The organism is Actinoplanes sp. NPDC051405, assembly GCF_055586185.1.
The window spans coordinates 120,299-136,802 of record NZ_JBVJIR010000004.1 but is presented as its reverse complement, the minus strand read 5'-3'; the positions used below and the strand labels follow the sequence as shown (position 1 = coordinate 136,802).

Genomic DNA, 16,504 nt, shown 5'->3' with positions numbered 1-16,504 from the left:
TTCCAGACTGTGCGACTACGCTGGGCCGGTGCGCAGCGCGGAGCCGAGAGCGACCCTGGCCGACGTGGCGGCGCGGGCCGGCGTGTCCAAGTCGTTGGTGAGTCTGGTGATGCGCGCCGAGCCGGGAGCCGGCGCCGAGACGCGCCGACGGGTCCTCGAGGCCGCCGACGAGCTCGGCTACCACCCCGACAGCCGGGCGCGGCTGCTGCGCAGTGGCCGCAGCCGGCTGCTGGGCGTCGTGTTCGGCATCCAGCACGACTTCCACGGCGACCTGGTCACCGACCTCTACACCGCCGCCCGGGAGACCGGCTACGAGGTGGCGCTGAGTGCCGTCACGCCCGGCCGCGACGAACGCGAGGCAACGGCCGGCCTGCTCCAGGACCGCTGCGAGGCGCTCATCCTGCTCGGACCGCAGGAGCCGACCGCAAGCCTGGTCCGGCTGGCCGCCCGCTTGCCCGTGATCGTGCTGGCCCGGGGCGTCCGGCACGCGGCCGTGGACGTTGTCCGCACCGCCGACGCCGAAGGGCTGCACCAGGCCGTCGACCACCTGGTCCAGCTCGGCCACCGTAGGATCGCGCACATCGACGGCGGGCGCGCCCCCGGCGCAGCCGACCGCCGCCGCGGATACCGCGACGCCATGCGGGCCCACGGCCTCGACCGGTACGCACGGATCGTTCCGGGCGGCCTCACCGAGGAGGAGGGCGCGGCGGCGGCCCGGGTGCTCCTCGACGACCCGCCGACCGCCGTCACCGTCTTCAACGACCGCTGTGCCACCGGGGTCCTCGACGTCCTCGCCCGGCACGGCCGGAAGGTGCCCGGCGACCTCAGTGTGGTCGGCTACGACGACAGCCGGCTGGCCCGGCTCGCGCACGTCGACCTCACCACGATCGCGCAGGACACCGGCACGATGACCAGGCTCGCCGTACGCCGGGCGATCGACCGGATCGAGGGGAGCGCGGTGGCCCGGCGCGAGGTCGTCGTCCCGCCCCGGCTGGTCGTCCGGGGCACCACCGGGCCGCCGATACATTGACAGATATGGATGGCCTCTGAAATTCTCGGTGCGGGACCGCCGCGGGAGCATGTGGCCGGTCGGGAGAGGGCGAAACTCCCGGCCCACCGTCCACCGATGCCCGCGCGCGTCGTGCGATCCGTCCCGCCGGCGACCGTGCCCGGGCATCTCGATCCCTCATCGAGTGCTGGAGGCACCATGTCCTCGACCATCCGACTGCCCCGACCCGTGGCCCGCACCTTCACCGTGCTGGTGGCGGCCGTTCTGCTGCTCACCACCGCGCTGGCCGACGGCGCGTTCGCCCACGGTTCGACGATCGACCCCGCATCGCGCAACTACGGTTGCTGGAAGCGCTGGGGCAGCGACTTCCAGAACCCGACCATGGCCACCGTGGACCCCATGTGCTGGCAGGCCTGGCAGGCCGACACCACAGCGATGTGGAACTGGAACGGTCTCTACCGGGAGAACGTCCAGGGCAACCACCAGGCCGCCGTCCCCAACGGCACGCTGTGCAGCGCCGGCAACACCGGCGGCACCCGCTACTCGGCGCTGGACACGCCGGGCAACTGGACCGCCACCCGGATCCCCAGTTCGTCGGCTTTCACCGTGGTGGCCCACGACCAGGCCCGGCACGGCGCCAAGTACTTCCGGGTCTACGTCAGCCGGCAGGGGTACAACCCGCTGACCCAGCGTCTGTCCTGGAGCGACCTGACCCTGCTCAAGGACACCGGGCCGATCGCGCCCGGCGCCGGCGAGACCACCACCGACCCGGCTCTGGGTGGCGTGTCGGTGAAGATCCCGGTGAGCGCACCGGGGCTGACCGGCCGGCACATCGTCTACACGGTGTGGGAGGCCGGGCACGCCGACCAGGTCTACTACTGGTGCGCGGACGTGAACTTCGGGTAGCCGTGACCTAGGCGATCCAGCGGTACCGGCGTTGCGGCCGGCCCGCTGACCCGTAGCGGAGCCGGACCTCGGCCTTTCCCGCGGTGACGAAGTGCTCGAGATAGCGGCGGGTGCTCACCCGGGAAAGGCCGATCCGCTCGGCGCACTCCTCGGCCGACAGGTCGCCCGGGCAGTCGCGCATCGCGTCCGCGATCAGCCGGGAGGTGTCCGCGGTCAGCCCCTTGGGCATCGGCGCGCTGGACATCCGCAGCGTGACGAACAGCTGATCCACGTCGGGCTGCCCCACGTCGGTGCTGAGCGCGAGCCGGTCGTGCACGGCCGCGTAACGCTCCAGCCGGTCACGCAGCACGTCGAAACCGAACGGCTTGAGCACGTAGTGCACGACGCCCCCGCGCAGCGCCGAGCGTACGGTCGACACGTCGCGCGCCGCCGTCACCGCAAGCACGTCCGGGCCGCCGTCACCGCTCTCCCGCAGCCGCCGCAGCACGTCCAGCCCGGTGATGTCGGGCAGATAGATGTCCAGCAGCACCAGGTCCGGGCGCACCGCGCCGACCTGGGCCAGCGCGTCGGCGCCGGTGTGCGCGACCCCGACCGTGGTGAAGCCGGGCACCCGGTCGACAAAACCGCGGTGCACCTTGGCCACCATGAAGTCGTCGTCCACCACCAGTACGCGGATCACGACACCACCTCCCGGGCCGGCGGCAGCCGCGCGGTGAAGGTCGAGCCGTGCACCTCGACGCCGCCGCCGCGGTGCACGCAGATCAGCCGGATCATCGCCAGGCCCAGCCCGTGGTGGCCGTCCACCTGGTCCTTGGTGCTCCAGCCCTGCTGGAACACCCGGTCGGCCAGTTCCGGCCCGACCCCGGGGCCCGAGTCGGTCACCGTCACCACCACCTCACCGACCGGCATCGTCGTCACCCGTACCGTGATGGACCCGCCCGGGCCCACCGCGTCGAGCGCGTTGTCCACCAGGTTGCCGACCACCGTGACCAGGTCGGCCGACAGCTGGTCGTCGACCGCCGCCAGGTCCGTGCCCTCGGCGATGGTCAGCGTGACCCCCTGCTCGGCGGCCAGGCTGGCCTTGGCGATCAGCAACGCGGCCAGCGCCGGGTCCCGGATCACCCGGGTCACCTCGCGGTCCAGGGTCTCGTGCAGCTCGCTGGTCCGGTTGATGTAGCGGACCACCTCCTCGTGCTCGCCCAGCTCGACCAGGCCGGAGATGGTGTGCAGCCGGTTCACGAACTCGTGCGCCTGCGCCCGCAGGGTGTCGGTCGTGTGCCGGCTGACGTCGAGCTCCCGGCGCAGCGCGGTGAGCTCGGTGCGGTCGCGCAGGGTGGTCACCGAGCCCGCGGCGCGGCCCCGCATGACGACCGGCTGGCGGTTGAGCACCACCACCCGGTCGTCGCTGAGCACCACCTGGTCGACACCCTCCGACCGGCCGGTGAGCACGTCCAGCAGCGCCGGCTCGAAACCCTGCTCCAGCAGCGACCGGCCGACCGCGTCCGGGCGCAGCCCGAGCAGCCGGATCGCCTCGTCGTTGACCAGGGTCACCCGGTGCGCGGCGTCGGTGCCGATCACGCCCTCCTTGATGCCGTGCAGCATCGCCTCCCGATGCTCGACCAGACCGGTGATCTCGCGCGGCTCCAGGCCCAGGGTCTGCCGCTTCACCCGCCGCGCGAGCAGCAGCGAGCCGCCGACGCCCAGCGCCGCGCCCAGCACGAGGTAGGTGAGCAGGTTGGTCAGCGCGCTGCCGAGCTGATCGGTCAGGGTGGGATAGGCCCGGCCCACGATGATCAACCCGATGAAGTGGCCGTCCTGCTCGTCCAGCACGGGAACGTGCGCGACCAGGGCCTTGCTGCCGTTCTCGATGACGCCGACCCAGGACCGGCCGCTCAGCGCCGGGCTGCCGGCCATCGGCGCGGGCCGCCCGGCGTCCGGGCCGGTGACGACGGTCCCGGCCGCGTCGGCGACCACCACGTACGAGGCGCCGGACACCGCCCGCGCACTCTCCGCCACCGTCTCCAGGGCGTCGCGGCCCAGCGGATTACCCAGCCCCAGCCGCACGGTCCGGTTGATCGCCGCGTTCTCACCGACCGACCGCAGCCGCTCGCCCTCGACCCGGCGGAACGCGGCGTCGGCCTCGGCGATCGAGACGGCGGCGACCGCCCCGACGACGAGCAGGACGATGGCCAGTTGCAGGGCGAGCAACTGACCGGCCAGGGAGAGCCGGTGTCTCATGCAACAGCATCCTGCGCCGATCGGCCGCGCTGCGCCAGACTGTCGGCATGCGACGACGGTCCCTGCTCGGCGGCGCGCTGGCGGGCGCGCTGGCGGGGTGCACCGCGCCGGCCGGGCCGGGCGACGACCTGCGGATCATGGTGCCGAACCCGCCCGGCAGCGGCTACGACATCACGGCCCGGGTGCTGGCCACCGCGCTCGGCGACGCCGGCATCGCCCGCGGCGTCGAGGTGTTCAACCTGCCCGGCTCCGGGGGAGTGGTCGGGCTGCGGCGGCTGGCGTACGAGAAGGGCAACGCCCTGCTGGTCATGCTCATGGGGCTGGGACTGATCGGTGCCGAGATCGCGGCCGATGCCCAGGTGACGCTGGCGGATGCCACGCCGATCGCCCGGCTGGTGCAGGAGCCGTCGATCGTGGTGGTGCGGCGCGATTCGCCGTACGGCTCGCTCGACGAACTGATCGAGGCCTGGCGGGCCGACCCGGCCGGGGTCCCCGCCGGTGGCGGCTCCTCGATCGGCGGACCCGACCACCTGGCCACCATGCTGCTGGCCGAGGCGGCCGGCCTGGCGCCGGCCCGGGTCGCGTACCGGCGCAACGACGGCGGTGGCGACCTGCTCGCCGCCGTCCTCGGCCGCGAGGTCGCGTTCGCCATGTCCGGCCTGAGCGAGTACGCCGACCAGATCACCTCGGGTCAGCTACGGGCCCTCGCGGTGACCAGCGAACAGACCGTCGACCAGGTGCCGGCGCCGACGGTCCGGGCCGCCGGCCTCGACGTCGTCTTCAACAACTGGCGCGGCATCGTCGCCCCGCCGGGCCTGGCCCCCGCCGATGCGGCTTCGCTGCGGGCGACTGTCGCGAAGCTGGACACGTCGGCGCCCTGGGCCGCGGCCCGCAGCCGCTTCGGCTGGACGGCGGCCTATCTGACCGGCGACGCCTTCGGCGCCTTCATCGCCGAGGAGAGCGCCCGGGTGGCCGGGGTGCTGCGCCGGCTCGGCCTGCACCGCCCCTGACCGGTACGGCGGCCACGGGCCTGATCGCCGGGAGGTCGCCTTCCTCGTACCGGCTGGCGCTCAGCAGCAGCGTCCACTCGTCGCAGCCCTGCCACGGGTACAGGTCCGCGGCGCCACCGCGCACGGTCCGCGGCCCCTCACCGGTGCGCGGCCGGGCGTCCGCCGGTGCCTGCGCGTAGTCGGGGAACCAAGCGTCGGCGCAGAGCTCGGTCGCCGAGCCGATCCCGGCGAGACCGAAGGCGTTCTCCGCAGCAGCAATCCGCTGCTCGTCGCCGAAGTCGTCGAGCAGCTGCTCCTCGCCCGGCCGGGCGTCGCCGCGGAACGTCAGCGTGGTGGTGCCGGCGCGGGCCGCGTACTCCCACTCGGCTTCGCTGGGCAACCGGAACGGCAGGGCCTCGAGCAGCTCGTCGAGGTCGTCCTCGATCCGGGCGGCGGTGGTGTCGGTGTCGGCGTAGTCGTCCTCGTAGGCGGGCAGCCAGTGGCGTATCTGCTCCACCGTGAGCGGGTGGCGCGCGATCAGGAACGGCTCGACCCGCACCTCACGAGCCGGCCGCCATTGCGCTGCGGCTTCGAAGAACGGGTCGGGGTCGTCCTCGAACTCACCGCGCTCCTGGATGCCGCGTACCGCCGCCAGCTCGGCGTCCGACAGGCCCATCCGGAACGTCCCGCCCGGCACCTCCCGGAACACGACCCCGGACGCCGTGTGCCGCCAGGCCGGCCGCCCGCTAACGATCTCCGCTGCCCACATGCCGGCGCACGATAGCAACCCAGATCCGCCCCGGGTTCTGTCGTACCCGTCCGATACAACTACGGCCCGATCGATCGTGCGGGAGGACCGGATCGTGACCGAGGACGGGATCGCCTACGAGCGGCGCAGCGCGGCGCCGGTCATCGCGCCGGTGCGCCCGCGCAAGCTGGCCAAGGTGCCCTTTGTGGAGCCGGCCGAGGGCCGGTTGCAGGGCGTCGTGTCGAGCGGCTCGGACGCGTCGCGGGTCTACGTCTCCTCGATCACCGCCGGGGACCACGGGCTGAGCTGCACCACCAACAACAACCGGCCCTGCGGCGGGCTCGGGGCAGCCCGGCCGTGCAACCACATCGGCGCGCTGATCGACGCCGCGGTGGCGCAGTACGGCCTCGACCGGGTGACCCGCTACCTGAAGGCCGACCTGCCCGAGGGCGAGCAGGACCTCCGCCGCGGCCTGCACCCGACGACGGCGCCGAGGCACTCCGCCGAGGTGTTCAGCAGCTTCCTGCGCCACCTGGCCTACCTGGAGCTCCCGCCGGTCGCCGACCCTCTGCCCGAGCTGCAGTGGTTCCCGGCCGCCGGGGTGGTGAGCTGATGCTCGCCGCGGCTCTGCGCTCCCGCCCGGCCGGGCTCGACGAGGCGCTGGCCCTGGTCGACGGCCTGGACGACGCGCTCCTGCACGGCCTGGCCCGGCTCGACGAGACCCGCGCCGCCCACCTCGCCGCCCTGGCCGCCGCCTTCGCCGGTGCGCCGCTGGCCGGCCCGGTCGCCGACGCCACCGCGAAGATCATCTCCGGGACGGTGACCGACCGGCACCTGGCCGCCCTGGCCGGCGCCCGTTCCGCTCTGCTCGGCGCGGCCCACGACACCCTGCTCGCCGGTGTGGACGCCGCCCTCGGCCGGGTCCGGGAGCCGTGGTCCGCCGCGCCCGTTCCCGTGGCTCCCGGCCGTCCCCTGGCCGCCGGCCGCTCGTGGCTGCGCGAGCTGGCGATCGCCGGCTGGCGCGGCGTCGACACCGAAGTGGCGGGCAGCGGCGCGCAGGCCGTGCAGGCGCTGCTGGCCGACCCGTCCGCCCGCCGGCTCGCGGTCCTGCTCGACGGCTTCGCGGCCGAGCTGCGCGCCACGGCGCCGATCGCCACGCTGACCCCCGTCCCGGTGCGCCGCTGGGCCGACCTGTGGGCCAGGGCCCTGCTGCTGTGCCAGGACGGCTTCGCCACGACCGAGGCCGCCGCGGTCGACGGGCGGTTGCTGATCCTCGGCGTCGACCTGCACGAGCACCCGACGGCGTTCCGGGCCCAGGTGCACGGGCTGCTGGAGACCCGCGGCGGCGACGTGCGCCTGGTCCGGGCGAGCATGGCGGCCGCCAAGGTCGACACCATCAGCGGCCCGTCCGCCTGGCGCATGCTCGCCGCCTTCCCGCTGCTGCGCGCGGCGCTCGCCGGGCACCGCACGGTCGAGGTGTCGGGCATGCCGCTCACCCCGGGTGGCGATCTGATGTGGCACGAGGCCCGCGCCGCGCCGGGTGAGCCGGCCGACCCGTTCGCGACGGCCCGCGTCCGGCTCGGTGCCGCGATCGCCTCGTCCGCCCCGCCGCTCGACCGGCATCCGGTGGCGATCGCCGAGCCGGTGCTGCTGGAGGGCTACCGGGCGACGGCGGAGTCGTTCGACCTCGGCGGCACGACCCTGGCGGTGGACGTGAGCCGGCTGCCGGCGGCCGGTCCGCTCACGCCCGCGCTGGTGGCGGCCTCCACGGCCTGCCTGGGTCTGCTGCGCTGGGACGGTGGGCGGTGGTCGGTGCAGCCGCTGGCCGTGCAGGCCCTGATCCGCAAGAAGGCGGTCGCCGTGCACACCGGCGACTGGGCCCTGGGCCCCACCGAGGCCAAGGCGGCGAAGGCAGAGGCGGCCGCGGGCACCGCCGTCGACGTGCTGCGCGAGCGAGCGGGAAGGCTGCTGCGAAAGTGACGACCGCGCAGCACAGACGGCAGGTGCTCTACTGGCGACTCCTGGCCCGGCTCTTCGACCCCGAGGAGCAGGCGGCGCTGGAGTCCGCGAGCGTGGCCGTCGTCGACGACCTGGGGCTGCCGGCGGCGCTGCTCGACCCGTCGGTCTCGGTGGACACGGTGGTGCAACGGTTCCCGCTCCTGGAGTCCGAGTTCGACGATCTGCTGACCACCGCGGCGGACGACCGCGACGGCGAGGTGCGCCGGGCGGCGCTGATCTCCAAGGTGCTGCTCAACGTCTTCGCCACCGGCTCGGGCGACGTGACCGCCGGGCAGCTCGCCCGCTGGCAGGCCGACGCGGGCTGGTTCAGGCGGGCGCTCGGCGGCGAGCCCGGTCAGCCGCGGGGGCGCTCGACCGGCTCGGGCCGCGGTTCCGGCGGCGACCTCACCGCGGTGCTGGCCGAGATCGAGGGTGAGCTCGTCAGGCGGATGCGGCTGCGGGAGGTCCTCGCCGACCCCCGGCTGGCCCGGCAGCTCACGCCGGGCATGTCGCTGATCGGGCAGCTGCTGCGGGACAAGAGCAACCTCGACGGCGTCGCCCTGGCCAACGCCAAGGCGCTGATCCGCCGGTTCGTCGACGAGGTCGCCGAGGTGCTGCGCACCCAGGTGGCGCAGGCTCCGGCCGGCACCGTCGACCGGTCCGTGCCACCCCGGCGGGTCTTCCGCAACATCGATCTCGACCGGACCATCTGGCAGAACCTGCCGAAGTGGAGCCCGGCCGACGAGCGCCTCTACGTCGACCGGCTGTACTACCGGCACACCGCCAGGCGCACCAGCCCGGCCCGGATGATCGTGGTGGTGGACCAGTCCGGGTCGATGGTCGACTCCATGGTCAACTGCACCGTCCTGGCCTCCGTCTTCGCCGGGCTGCCGCGGGTCGAGGTGCACCTGATCGCGTACGACACCCGCGCGCTGGATCTGACGCCCTGGGTGCACGACCCGTTCGAGGTGCTGCTGCGGACCGATCTCGGCGGCGGCAACGACGGCCCGGCCGCCCTGGCCATGGCCCAGCCCAAGATCACCGATCCGGGCAACACGGTGCTCGTCTGGATCTCCGACTTCTACGAGTTCGACCGGTCCCAGCCGCTGTTCGACGGCATCGCCGCCCTGCACCGCTCCGGCGTGCGCTTCATCCCGGTCGGCTCGGTCACCAGCTCCGGCGCCCAGCAGGTCAACCCCTGGTTCCGCCGGCGCCTGCGGGACCTGGGCACCCCGGTGATCTCCGGCACCATCGGCAAGCTCGTCACCGAGCTCAAGAATTTCGTCGCCTGACAACCAAGGAGCTGCCATGAGCGAGATGCTGCGCGCCCCCGCCGAGGTGAAGTACGCCGACGAGCTGGACTGGCTCGAGTCGGTCGACGACGGGCCGAAGCCGTTCTCCTGGCGGCTCAGCCCGAAGATGGTCCGCCTGTTCGTCCTCGGCTCGGTCCGCGCCGACGGCCTCGACCGGGTGATCCCGCAGAAGTGGTTCGGCGAGCGGAGCCTGGTCGAGCGGGCCGTCGTCACGCTGGCCTCCGACCGCGGTCTGCTGCTCATCGGCGACCCCGGCACCGGCAAGAGCTGGCTGGCCGAGCTGCTGGCCGCCGCGATCAGCCGCAACTCCACGCTGGTCGTGCAGGGCACCGCCGGCACCACCGAGGACCACGTCACATACTCGTGGAACGTCTCGATGGTCATCGCCAAGGGCCAGTCCCGCGCCTCGATGATCCCGTCACCGATCATGACCGCGATGGAGGGCGGCGTGATCGGCCGCTTCGAGGAGCTGACCCGCTCCACCAGCGACGTGCAGGACGCGCTGATCTCGATCCTCTCGGAGAAGTACGTCTCCATCCCCGAGCTGGACGACGACAACATCGTCTTCGCCAGGCCCGGCTTCTCGATCATCGCCACTGCCAACAGCCGCGACCGGGGCGTCAACGACCTCTCGTCCGCACTCAAGCGGCGCTTCAATTTCATCCGCATCCCCATGGTGACCAACCGCAGGAGCGAGGCGGAGATCGTCCGGTTCCGCACCGCCGAGCTGCTGCGCCGGCACACCATCGAGCTGGAGGTGCCACCGACATTGCTCGACGTGCTGCTGCAGAGCTTCGCCGACCTGCGCGCCGCCTCGGCCGCGGCGACCGGCGACGACGAACGCCTGGAGTCGGCGCTGTCCACGGCCGAGCAGATCGGCGTGCTGGAGGACGCCATCCTGCACAGCACCTTCTTCGGAGGAACGCTCAATGCGCAGACGCTCGCCGGTGCGCTGGTCGGGTCACTGGCCCGGCGCAGCCCCGAAGACCTGGCCATCCTCACCAAGTACTGGCACGGGGTCGTCGAACCGCGCAGCAAGGACCACGGCGGCGACTGGTCCGGCTTCCTGGAGGGCGGCCGCCAGGCGATCGCCACCCTGTCGTGAGTGACCCTTTCGGCGCGCTGCGCGCACAGCTGCTCGAGGCGGCCGAGGCGCTCACCGGCGGACCGGCGGCGCTACCGGAGATCCTCGCCGGCATCGTCGACGACATCGACCACGCCCTGCGCGAGCCGGTGGAGATCTTCCCTGTCTGCCACCACTCGCCGTCCTCCGCGCTGGCCATGGTCCGGCGACTGCGCGAGAAGCGGCCCACGGTGATCTACCTGGAGCTCTGTGAAGACCTCGGGCCGCTGCTGAACGAACTGCGGAACTGCCGGCTGCCGGTGGCGTTGCAGGCTTTCGCGTCCGAGCTGAACGGCTTCCCCGAAGAAGCGTCGCCGCTCAGCGTGATCGCGCCGATCACCGAGGCGTCGGCGGAATACCAGGCGATCGCCTACGCCCTGGAGACGCCCGGCGTGGAGCTCGTCCTGGTCGACCGGTCCACCGATCACGTCTTCCCATCGATGCCTGCGCCCGGATCCGTCACGTCTACCGAGGCGGCGGGGGAGTTGCACGGTGATGCGGTCGGGGTGGAGCTCGGCGATCTGCGGCCGCGCTTCGCGGACCTGGAGGAGCACCTGCTGCGCCACGGCCGGGTCCGGCACTGGTCGGAATGGTGGGACCAGCACGTGGAGCAGCCCCTCGCCGGCGCCGACCACGCGACGTACCGGCAGGTGATGGTGCTGATCGGTAGCCTCTTCCGGCGCTTGACCCCGCGCGACTCCCGGCTGCGTGCGAACGACGAGGACCGCGAGCGCCACATGTGGACGCGAATCCGCGAGCACCTCGCGGCCAGCGGCGCCGACCGGGCCGACTGCCTGTACGTCTGCGGCGCCTTCCACGCCGCCAGCCGTGTGCCCGAGGCCGGCTCCGATCCGTCGGCGCCGGACTTCACCATCCCGCCGCCCACCGGCAGCAAGTGGCTCTACGGGCTCATCCCGTCCAGTCACTCCGCGATCGAGGCGCAGTTCGAGCTCGCCCCGGGTTCCGTCTCCATCGCGGCCGCCACCTGGGAGAAGGCGCTGGGCCGCAGCCGGCTCACGCCGTACCGGCTGGCGGGGCAGAACGGCACCAGGAAGCGCGCTGCGAAGGCCCTGCCGCCGCCCACGGTGGTGCCGGTGGCGGTGACCGACCAGCTCACCGCCTACCTCGGGACGCCGGCGGTCCTCGACGGGCTCGACGAGGAGGAACTGCGCGGCTGGTGCGTCGACATCGTACGGCTCGCCCGGCGCAACGGCTATCCGGCCAGCACCGCCGACGCCATCGCCGTCTTCGAGACGTCGATCCTGCTGGCCGGGATGCGGGGGCGGGCGCGGCCCACGACGTACGACTTCCAGGACGCCGCCGTCACCTGCATCGAGAAGGAGGTCGTGCCGGGGCGTCGTGACGTACGCCGGCTCTGCGAGATCTTGCTCGGCGGCGACCGGAACGGCCAGGTCGGGTACGCCGCGATGCCGCCGCTCGCCCGCGACGTCTACGACCGGCTTGCCCCGCTCGGCCTCAACCTCGAACAACGCACCATCCAGCGGGCGCTGCTCGACGTCACCGCCCGGCCGGAACTCGCCGCCTGCTCGGATCTGCTCTGGATGCTTCGCCACCTGCTGCCCGACCACGCCGTACGCCCGATCACGGGCACCCGCCGCCTGGGTGAACCGGCCCTCCAGGAGAGCTGGGACCTGGACCTGGGCCGCCACCAGCGCACCATCATCGAGCTCGGCTACGAGGGCGTGACGGTCGAACAGGTCCTCGAGCAACGCCTCCGCCGCGCCGCCTGGGGCCGCGAGTCCACGGCGGCGACCGCGCTCAAGGCTGTCGAACAGTCCCTGGTGTTCCTGCACAGCCCCCGGCTCACCGACGACCTGGGCGCCCGCGCCGTCGACCTGCTGGCCGGCGAACGCACCGTCGACGAGGCCCCCACGGTTCTGCGCCGCATCCGCCGCCTGCTGGCCTACTACCGGACGACCGCGCCGGCGCTGCCGTCCTGGTGCGACCGGTTCGTCACCGAGGGGTACGCGCACTACTGCACGCTCCTGCCCACCGCGTTCGTCAGCGAGGACACCGGAGTGCGGCAGGTGGGGGCGATGCTCGGCTTTCTGGTCAGCCTCGAGACCCTGGCGTTGTCGCTGGGCTGCGACCGGAGACAGCTGGAGCTGGCCGTACGGCAGTCGCACCCGCAGGCCCCGATGAAGCTGGCGCTGCTCTGGGCGGCCCAGCACCAGCTGGGTCTGCTCCCCCTGGCCGAGCTGCGGGCCCGGATCGACGCCCTGCTCGACAATCCGCTGGTGGTGCCGGCGTTCCCGCAGTACGTCAGCGGCCTCGTGCAGGCGCTGGAAGCGGTGCCCCGGCTGGCGCCGTTCGTCGTCGAGACGCTGTCGAAGGCGTTCGGCCAGCTGCCCGACCGGGTTCTGCTGCCCTGGCTGCCGGCCCTGATCACCACCCTCAGGACTCACGCGGCGGAGCTGGTCCCGGTCCTGACCCGCGAGGCGGGCCGCACGTTCCCCGGCACACTGGCCGAGCTCGACTCGTGGACCGCGCCCTGGGATGCGGACGGCGTGCCCGAGAAGCCGCCGGTGGGCCTGGGCATGAGCGCCGCAGTGGCGCTGCTGGCGGCTTATCCGGCTGCGGGCGAGGCGGTGGCCGAGCTGATGATGTGAAGGTGATCTCGTACTGGCGGGTGGCCGTACCCGGGTGCTCGGCCCGTGGGGGATTTGCTAGTGTTTCCTCCGTCGCCGGGACAACGTGCCGGAGTGACAAGCGGACGTAGCGCAGCTGGTAGCGCATCACCTTGCCAAGGTGAGGGTCGCGGGTTCGAATCCCGTCGTCCGCTCTTTCGAACGGCACCTATCCGTCGAAGCCTGTGCTCACGGTCAGGTCTCTCCACTGCTCCAGCTCGGCGCGCTCCGCGTCCAGGACATTGCTGAACGCGTTGAGGGCGTCCTCGCCGAGCAGCAACAGCGCCGGCGGTTCATTGGCGGCCACCGCGGTGATGATCGCTTGTGCGGCCTTCGCCGGGTCACCCGGCTGGGTGCCGTGGACGGCGTCGTTCTCCTTGCGACGCTTGCCGGCCGTGTCCGCGTAGTCGTCGATCGGCTCGGCCGACTGGGTCAAGGAGCGGCCCGCGAAGTCGGTCCGGAACGCGCCCGGCTCCACCGCGATCACCGAGATCCCCAGTGGCTGCAACTCCTTGCGCAGCGAGCCGGACATGCCTTCCAGCGCGGCCTTGGTGGCGGAGTAGTAGCCGGAACCGGCCGGGGTGATCCGCGCGCCGATCGAGGAGACGTTGACGACCGCTCCGGCCCGGCGAGCCCGCATGCCCGGAAGCACCGCCTTGATCATCGCGACCGCGCCGAAGAAGTTGGTGTCGAAGAGCCGTCGCACGTCGGCGTCGTCGCCTTCCTCGACCGCGGCCCGGTAGCCGTAGCCGGCGTTGTTGACCAGGACGTCGACCCGGCCGAAGTGCGCCTCGGCCTGCTGCACGGCCGCCATGACCTGGGCGGGTTCGGTCACGTCGAGCGCGAGGGCGCGGGCGGTGTCCGGATGGGCCTTCTCCAGGTCCTGCACCTTGGCGGCGTCGCGGGCGGTCACGACGGCATTGTCACCGCGGGCGAGGACCGCCTCGGCGAGGGCACGGCCGAGGCCGGTCGAGCATCCGGTGATCAACCAGGTCTGCACGGGCATCAGGGTGAGTCCTTCCTTGTCGCGGACATCCCCAGCCAACACCTCTTCGAATCCGCGAGGGAGAGTTCGGCGTGGCTGGTTCCACCAGGGCCTCCCAGCCGGACGGCGGTGGGCCGCGACCTTACCCGGATCGGTAAGGGAGTGGGCGGCAACAAGCCTCGCGGAGATCCGCTTGAGTCTTCGCGGCCGAAGGGTGCGGCGGCCGGGACGCCGCCGCACCCCCTGAGGCTCAGGGATCAGCTCGCAGTGCAGGTGGGCGTCATCGCTCCCGCCGTACCGCTGGCCTGGAAGCCGAATTCCGTGGCCTGGCCGGCACCGATCGTGCCGTTGTAGGCCACGTTGGAGAACTGCACGGGACCGCTGGTCCCGGTCCGGTTGGTGTTCCAGCTGCTGGTGACCGTGGCGCCCGCGGGCACCGTCACACCTACGGTCCAGCCGTTGGTTCCCGACGCCCCCGCTGTCACCTTGACCGTGGCCACAAATCCGCCGGTCCATGCGTTGACCGATACCGTCGCGGTGCAGCCGGCGCCCGGCACCGGGGCGCTGGGTGACGGCGAGCCGGAGGACGGCGCGCTCGGGGACGGCGAGCCCGACGACGGGGCACTGGGCGACGGGGCACTGGGGGACGGGGCACTGGGCGACGGGGAGCCCGACGACGGCGGCGTCGATGTGAGGGTCGGTGTCTGCCAGTCACGCCACTCGGCCAGGTTGCCCGCTGCGCGGCTGGAGATCCGGATCGCGCCGGGGGCGGTGCCGGTCTTCAGGAGGAACTTCTGGATGTGCTGCTGCAGCGGGGTACGCCACTCCGCCCGGTTCGCGCAGTGGCTGCCGTCCTGGACGTCCGACCAGTACGTGATGTTCGCGGCCGCGCCCAGCGCCTTGTAGACCTCCGCGCCGCCCAGGGCAGCCACGCTGGCCGACTTCGGGCCCAGGTTGGCGATGTGCGGGTTGTCCATGATGAACAGGCCGCGCGGAGCCACCATCGCCACGAGTTCGTGGGTGTCCACCGGGAGTCTCGCCGGGCTGCTGGTGAAGGAGCCGAACGCGTCGCCCAGCCAGGGCTGTTCGCCGTACGCGCTGCTCAGGCTTTGTGCGCCCTCGCCCGGGATCCCCCGGAAGATCGGTGCGCCCGCGCTGCCCGACTCGATCGGCATGGTCAGCGCGATCCGCTGGTCGAACGCACCCGTGACGATGGCACCCTTGCCGAAGCGCGAACAGCCGGTGACACCCGTGGCGTCCGCGCGCAGGATGCTGCCGTTCGACTGCTCGATGACGTCGATGATCCGGCTGACCCCCCACGCCCACGCCACCAGCAGACCCGTGCTGCTGGACGCGCCGTAGATGCTGTAGAACGCGCCTTGCTTGTTGTTGCGCGGGGTGCCTTCCTTGCCCACCGCGTACGGGTCGTAGTTGATGACAGCCGCACCGGCCGCCTTGATGCCGGCCGTGTCGGCACCGAAACCGCCCAGTACGACAACGGCGGGGAACGGGCCGGAGCCGCTGGGCAGTTCGACCTTGGCCGAGAAGCTGGAGCTCTTGCCGTTGTGGCTCACGTTCACGGTGATGCTGGTGCTCGACACGGTGCCCGAGACTGTGGCCGGTTTCGCGGGCTTCTCGCCGTACACGAATTTCTCGGCCAGTTTCTTGATCTCCGCCCGCCGGCACTGCCAGTCCGACGTGCTGGTGATGCGCGTGCCGTTGAGCCGGGTGAAGGGGTCGGGGAGCTTGGCGATGGTCGGCAGCGAGCCGGCGTCCGGCAGGGCGGGTACGGCGCAGCCGGCACCTTCGTCCTCCACCGCGGCGGCCGGGACGGCGGCCTCCGCGGAGGGGATCGTGGTGACCAGAGTCGCCACTCCGGCGATGGTCACTGCCGCTGTCAGCAACGCGATGAGTGCCGAGCGGATGTCAGAGCGGCCCGGTTGGGTGGTCACAGGGGCCCTCCTTCCGTGGGGGATTGCGGGGCGCCGATCGCCGAAAGTTCCGGTGGTGTGGTCGTGGAAGCGCTCCCATGGTGGATGCGACCAGTGTTGAATGCCTTATCGAAGAATGTCAATCGACCTGGGGTCGGGGAGGGGTGAGTCCGGCCGTCTTTCTCGCCGGGCTTCCGAAACTTCCAGCTCGCCGCCGACCCCCACCACCCCGCCGCGGACGCGTAATCTCTGCGCATGGCTGATGCTGAGGATGTTCGTCGCCTGGCGCTGGCTCTCCCGCAGACCGAGGAGATCGACAGCGACGGCTTCGACTTCCGGGTGGCGGGCAAGGGCTTCGTCTGGTCCTACCCCGAGCGTCTCCCCGGCAAGCCGCGCACGATCCGCACCGACGTCGCCGTTCTCTACGTGGGCGACGAGGCCGAGAAGCAGGCCCTACTGCTCGGCGAACCGGAGCTCTTCTTCACCACGCCCGGCTACGACGGCCTCCCGCTGGTGATGCTGCGCCTGCCGGAGGTCACCGTCGACCGCCTCGGTGAGCTGGTGACCGACGCCTGGCGGATGCGTGCCCCGGAGGATCTGGCCGGCGCCGCGTAGC

Annotated in this window: 13 protein-coding genes, 1 tRNA gene and 1 pseudogene; 10 read left to right on the top strand and 5 right to left on the bottom strand. The window is 72.4% G+C overall.

Annotation, left to right across the window (positions count from 1 at the left end; translation table 11 throughout):
* Nucleotides 1-28 precede the first annotated feature (28 nt).
* Complete coding sequence (locus ACZ6S4_RS11085) at nt 29-1,030, top strand: LacI family DNA-binding transcriptional regulator (RefSeq protein WP_465474764.1); 1,002 nt, start codon at nt 29-31, stop codon at nt 1,028-1,030.
* A gap of 177 nt (nt 1,031-1,207) precedes the next feature.
* Nucleotides 1,208-1,915, top strand: coding sequence for a lytic polysaccharide monooxygenase auxiliary activity family 9 protein (locus tag ACZ6S4_RS11080; protein ID WP_465474763.1), 708 nt, complete (start codon nt 1,208-1,210; stop codon nt 1,913-1,915).
* Nucleotides 1,916-1,922: 7 nt separating this feature from the next.
* On the opposite strand, the gene ACZ6S4_RS11075 is transcribed toward ACZ6S4_RS11080, so the two are convergent.
* On the bottom strand, nt 1,923-2,594 hold the full coding sequence (locus ACZ6S4_RS11075; protein WP_360829781.1) for a response regulator: 672 nt from the start codon (nt 2,592-2,594) through the stop codon (nt 1,923-1,925).
* Entirely contained in the window at nt 2,591-4,153 is a 1,563-nt protein-coding gene (locus ACZ6S4_RS11070) for a sensor histidine kinase (RefSeq protein ID WP_465474762.1), read from the bottom strand. The genes ACZ6S4_RS11075 and ACZ6S4_RS11070 overlap by 4 nt, the downstream gene beginning before the upstream one ends.
* A 47-nt stretch (nt 4,154-4,200) precedes the next feature.
* Here ACZ6S4_RS11070 and ACZ6S4_RS11065 point away from each other — a divergent pair, with 47 nt between their 5' ends.
* Entirely contained in the window at nt 4,201-5,163 is a 963-nt protein-coding gene (locus tag ACZ6S4_RS11065) for a Bug family tripartite tricarboxylate transporter substrate binding protein (protein ID WP_465474761.1), read from the top strand.
* Here ACZ6S4_RS11065 and ACZ6S4_RS11060 read toward each other — a convergent pair.
* Nucleotides 5,099-5,911 carry a formylglycine-generating enzyme family protein gene (locus tag ACZ6S4_RS11060; RefSeq protein ID WP_465474760.1) on the bottom strand — a complete coding sequence of 271 codons (813 nt, stop codon included), beginning with the start codon at nt 5,909-5,911 and terminating at the stop codon, nt 5,099-5,101. The genes ACZ6S4_RS11065 and ACZ6S4_RS11060 overlap by 65 nt on opposite strands.
* A 94-nt stretch (nt 5,912-6,005) precedes the next feature.
* Between ACZ6S4_RS11060 and ACZ6S4_RS11055 the strand changes: the two genes are divergently transcribed.
* From ACZ6S4_RS11055 to ACZ6S4_RS11030, 6 genes and pseudogenes are all read left to right on the top strand, one after another.
* Nucleotides 6,006-6,503 carry a hypothetical protein gene (locus tag ACZ6S4_RS11055; protein ID WP_465474759.1) on the top strand — a complete coding sequence of 166 codons (498 nt, stop codon included), beginning with the start codon at nt 6,006-6,008 and terminating at the stop codon, nt 6,501-6,503.
* Nucleotides 6,503-7,870 carry a hypothetical protein gene (locus tag ACZ6S4_RS11050; protein ID WP_465474758.1) on the top strand — a complete coding sequence of 456 codons (1,368 nt, stop codon included), beginning with the start codon at nt 6,503-6,505 and terminating at the stop codon, nt 7,868-7,870. The genes ACZ6S4_RS11055 and ACZ6S4_RS11050 overlap by 1 nt, the downstream gene beginning before the upstream one ends.
* Nucleotides 7,867-9,180, top strand: a complete 1,314-nt coding sequence (locus tag ACZ6S4_RS11045; RefSeq protein WP_465474757.1) for a VWA domain-containing protein — start codon at nt 7,867-7,869, stop codon at nt 9,178-9,180. Before ACZ6S4_RS11050 ends, ACZ6S4_RS11045 begins: the two co-directional genes overlap by 4 nt.
* A gap of 16 nt (nt 9,181-9,196) precedes the next feature.
* The gene (locus ACZ6S4_RS11040; RefSeq protein WP_465474756.1) at nt 9,197-10,306 is read left to right on the top strand and encodes an ATP-binding protein; all 1,110 of its coding nucleotides are present in this window, start codon (nt 9,197-9,199) and stop codon (nt 10,304-10,306) included.
* Nucleotides 10,303-12,948 (top strand): annotated as a pseudogene (locus ACZ6S4_RS11035) (DUF5682 family protein); the annotation flags it as partial. The gene ACZ6S4_RS11040 and the pseudogene ACZ6S4_RS11035, both read left to right, overlap by 4 nt.
* Nucleotides 12,949-13,054: 106 nt before the next feature.
* Nucleotides 13,055-13,127: transfer RNA gene (locus ACZ6S4_RS11030), tRNA-Gly, on the top strand.
* 14 nt (nt 13,128-13,141) lie between these two features.
* On the opposite strand, the gene ACZ6S4_RS11025 is transcribed toward ACZ6S4_RS11030, so the two are convergent.
* Both ACZ6S4_RS11025 and ACZ6S4_RS11020 read right to left on the bottom strand, forming a co-directional pair.
* Nucleotides 13,142-13,978: an oxidoreductase gene (locus ACZ6S4_RS11025; protein WP_465474755.1), complete on the bottom strand. Its 837-nt coding sequence runs from the start codon at nt 13,976-13,978 to the stop codon at nt 13,142-13,144.
* Nucleotides 13,979-14,214: 236 nt separating this feature from the next.
* Complete coding sequence (locus tag ACZ6S4_RS11020; RefSeq protein ID WP_465474754.1) at nt 14,215-15,909, bottom strand: glucuronyl esterase domain-containing protein; 1,695 nt, start codon at nt 15,907-15,909, stop codon at nt 14,215-14,217.
* Nucleotides 15,910-16,143: 234 nt separating this feature from the next.
* On the opposite strand from ACZ6S4_RS11020, the gene ACZ6S4_RS11015 reads away from it, so the two are divergent.
* A complete protein-coding gene (locus ACZ6S4_RS11015) occupies nt 16,144-16,503 on the top strand; it encodes an MmcQ/YjbR family DNA-binding protein (RefSeq protein WP_465474753.1) in 360 nt (119 codons plus the stop codon).
* Nucleotide 16,504: the final 1 nt, after the last annotated feature.